Annotated in this window: 2 protein-coding genes and 3 pseudogenes; 4 read left to right on the top strand and 1 reads right to left on the bottom strand. The window is 36.7% G+C overall.

Annotated elements, in window-relative coordinates; all coding sequences use genetic code 11:
* Positions 1-212, top strand: a pseudogene (locus IM500_RS03030) (transposase); the annotation flags it as partial.
* Between the two features lie 323 nt (positions 213-535).
* Here IM500_RS03030 and IM500_RS03025 read toward each other — a convergent pair.
* Positions 536-1,757 (bottom strand): annotated as a pseudogene (locus IM500_RS03025) (ISNCY family transposase).
* Between the two features lie 430 nt (positions 1,758-2,187).
* Between IM500_RS03025 and IM500_RS03020 the strand changes: the two are divergent.
* The 3 genes and pseudogenes from IM500_RS03020 to IM500_RS03010 form a co-directional block, all read left to right on the top strand.
* Positions 2,188-2,586 carry a hypothetical protein gene (locus IM500_RS03020; RefSeq protein WP_287737645.1) on the top strand — a complete coding sequence of 133 codons (399 nt, stop codon included), beginning with the start codon at positions 2,188-2,190 and terminating at the stop codon, positions 2,584-2,586.
* On the top strand, positions 2,579-2,812 hold the full coding sequence (locus tag IM500_RS03015) for a hypothetical protein (RefSeq protein WP_287737643.1): 234 nt from the start codon (positions 2,579-2,581) through the stop codon (positions 2,810-2,812). Before IM500_RS03020 ends, IM500_RS03015 begins: the two co-directional genes overlap by 8 nt.
* Positions 2,799-3,025: pseudogene (locus IM500_RS03010) on the top strand (hypothetical protein); the annotation flags it as partial. The gene IM500_RS03015 and the pseudogene IM500_RS03010, both read left to right, overlap by 14 nt.

Raw genomic sequence — 3,025 nt, 5'->3', positions numbered from 1 at the left:
ACCGTCAGGTGAATGAATGTCGGTTGCAAGTGATGAACCAATGCCGCCAGACGCAAATACCCCGAGGATTTTCCCTGATTGTCGATGACTCAGGACATCGAAAAAGTGGCAATCTGACCGCCGGAGTTGGCAGGCAGTACTTGGGAGAAATTGGCAAGACAGACAACGGAATAGTCGCCGTCACTACTCATCTCTACGACGGCAAAAAAAGCAGCAATTCTCATTTTGAAAACAAAAGAAGATAAAGTTCTCTATGTGAACAAGAGAACTTCTGTCTAATTATCATTTTTTTTCAAGATAATCATCATAATTAGCTTCAAGAGACAGTTTTAAAATATCTGCCCATAAAAAACTTATCTCAACTCATAAATTTAGCTGAAATTCTGACCTAATTTGTGGTTTTTTCAATGAATAAAATAATCTTTCCTTCTCTCGAAAAATTGACATTTTTAACTAGAATTTATTTTTTTGAGCGGGACATATTCGGTAAGAATAAACAAGAAAAACTCTGACCAATTCTTAAACCAAAAATATTTTAATAAAGTACGAATATCATTAAAAAAACTGGTGCGAGTAACTAATAACTCACGAATCTTTTGATAAGTATGATTAACTAAATCTAAAACGGTATGAAATAAAAAAGCTAGTAAATTTAAAGACAACAAGAACTCGCATAAATGACTTTGACCATGACCAAAATTATGTTCTAAATTATAACCGGGATTTTTAAGAACGTTATTTCCTTCATTCTCAACTTTCCATCTGCTGCGTCCAGCTTTGACAATTTTTTCAACATTATTTTCAGTAATTTGATGATTGGTAATCCAATTATTTTGATAGATAATTTTCGGTGTTTTTTCATTAATGACCGTGACTTCACACCAATTAACTTCGAGACTTGACTCGACCTCTCTCAGAGGAACTCTAGAAACATAACGATAACGATAAATGAGATTCTTTCGTCCATCCCATTGTTTCTTTTCTACGGCTTTAACTTCTCCACTTTTTTCTAAAAATTCTCGCCATTCATATAAGGTTTTATGAGAAGTTTCAAGACAAACAAAAATAAAATTATAACCTTGTTTTAGAGCTAACTCACAGATAGGTTGGCGAGAGTATAAGTCATCTCCTAACAGGGTTACAGGATAACCATACTTCTTTTGATGATTCTTATCTAACCATCTTTTAACAGCCGCATTTTCACAATCTTGTTTTTGCTGCCCATCTTGTTTTTTAATAAATTCTGGTTCTAAATTAATCACTTGTTTTTGCTCAGGAGAAACCACAATTGGCGTGACGCAACCATGAAAATAAGTTGTCGTTCCCTTACGATGATTGCGGCAATTACAATGGGGACAACTGATTTTCTTTGAAGAAAAATATTCCGTACCATCTAAAGCTATTAAAATTTCCTCATCTAAGTAGAAAAAATTTTTAATAACTCCCTGTTTTTTTAACCATTGATAGACTTGTTGAAAAGAGCCAAATATTGTGGCAGCTGGGATAGGATCTAACAGGTTTCTGATTTGATTATCCCAAGGTATTTTTTTGATACCAAATAAACTTGAAGCATTATCTTTTCCCTTACTACTTTTCATCAAACGTTGATGCTCTAAAAAAGAAGGTGACTGAGTAAAAAAAACCGAAAAAGCCGCCTTAACTGCATCTTCTACCTGATATTTGGTATTGTTTCCTGGTTTTCTGTCATCGGGTAAGTCATGTAATTCTTGAACTAAAAATTGTATTAATTCAGGAATTTCTCAAGTCACAGCCTTTTTCGTCATCGCAGAACAGTTTGATTAATTAATATTTCCAACTTAATAATTTTACCTCAACAGACAACAATCATCAATTTTTATTTGGTTCTCTTTCTGATGTAGAGAACTTTTGTTCTAGATTTCTCCCATCTTTCAAATATTTTGAGTATAAATACTCTATATACTCACTTCTCTGCGATGCAGTCGCACTCGCGGGAGCGCATTTTGTAGCTTGCTTAAAGCTTTGTTTCTGTCTGTATCACTTGTTACTTTTTAAAATGAGAATTGCTGGTACACTGCTTTAAAGCTGGGAAAGGTTGACCCTAGCACCCTTCCACAGAATTTAGACTTTGTTAAGTATGCAAAATGGCGTGAGGGTAATGGACCGGAGACAAACATCGTCAGACCTAACCTGAATGGAGAGGTTAAGGTGGGAGTTAAAGCGTTTGGCTACGGATTTGATGATGATGACGCTAAACAATTAGTTTCGATGTCTGGTCGGTCTGCTGCTTTTTTGAATGGATTTGGACCTAAACCTAAGTTCGGTGTGGTTACAACCGGGCTAAACGACTATAAAAAGAACGGCAGCTTTGTATCCGCTAAAGCTCGCATCGCGACAATTGTTGCTGGAACAACTGAAACATCGAGAATCACCGGGCGAAAATACAAGTCCAAAACTGGACAAGCTTACACAATTCCCATGGGACAAACAAGCGGAACGCTTCGTTATCAACAGACAATAAGCTCTATTTTAGAAGATACCGTTTTCAATGGTGCTAATGCAACCCACAACGTCAGCTTTGAACCGGAGCGGTTCCGTCGTGATTAATGCGGATCAACTTAAAGATAGGATGCGGCTATGGACTCCAGGGAAATTTGACGAGGTTTCCGTAGAAGAAACCTCAAATAATCTAATTATTTGTGGGGAAGCGCTGTCCGATTTCTTTTCTTTAAAGATTACTCCTGCGGAATATCTTGACATAGTTGAAAGTTGCGGGGTCAATGTTGATGAATATTTAGAAACAATCAACGAAAATCTATATGATTTCCTATAATGCTGGTAATTCTAGCAACTGGGAGCCTGTCTGGAGTCAAAGCTTTACCGCAGAACCAGCGCCGGGAAACAGACCAGAATTAGAACGGTATTTTCCTTTGCCAGACATCTCTGTGCCGATTCAGTTAAGTGCTGGTTTACTAGCTTTTTATGCTACCAGTCAAGATGCTGATCCTAAATGGAAGTTTGCGGCTAACGTTAAACGCAAATATGT

The sequence above is a fragment of the Microcystis sp. M179S2 genome (genome assembly GCF_020245805.1).
In the GTDB taxonomy this organism is placed as follows: Bacteria; Cyanobacteriota; Cyanobacteriia; order Cyanobacteriales; family Microcystaceae; genus Microcystis; species Microcystis aeruginosa.
The sequence above is the reverse complement of the archived record's forward strand: the minus strand, read 5'-3'. Positions and strand labels throughout refer to the sequence as shown.